The sequence below is a fragment of the Streptococcus sp. HMSC065E03 genome, assembly GCF_001815045.1.
GTDB classification, from domain to species: Bacteria; Bacillota; Bacilli; order Lactobacillales; family Streptococcaceae; genus Streptococcus; species Streptococcus parasanguinis_AD.
On sequence record NZ_KV818849.1, the window covers coordinates 1 to 450 of the forward strand.

Sequence of the window (450 nt, forward strand, 5' to 3'; positions counted from 1 at the left end):
CTTTGTAGTGTACGTATACGCTACCCTTAGGTTGAGTTGGCTCTTCTTTCACTTCTTTGTAGACGTAAGTGATGATTGAACGTGGTTTATCAACTTTACCTTTAATTGGATCAGATGATTCCAAGTGTCCGTCGCCATCAACTTTACCTACTGGGTAGTCACCTTTCGGTACGATCTTGTAAGTCTTACCGTCTGGAGTCTTGATAGTGTTAGGTTTTTCACCTTCCTCAGTTGTGTTATATGGTGTGTCATATGGTGAGTTTGGTGTATCTTGACGAGGTTTTTGAATTTCTTTACCATTTTCGTCTACGTAAGTGATGATGACGTCACCTTCTTTAGGTTTCGTTGGATCTTCTTTCAGTTTGTAGACGTAAGTGACATTCTTATCACCTTCAACAACTTTACCAGTTGTAGCGTCATCACCTGTCCAGTGACCTTGTTCGTCGACTT

The 450-nt window shown here is 40.9% G+C and carries 1 protein-coding gene; it reads right to left on the reverse strand.

Translation table 11 applies throughout. The features are described 5' to 3' along the window. On the reverse strand, positions 1 to 450 hold a 450-nt coding region (locus HMPREF3002_RS04230), incomplete at both ends, for a MucBP domain-containing protein (RefSeq protein WP_176745569.1).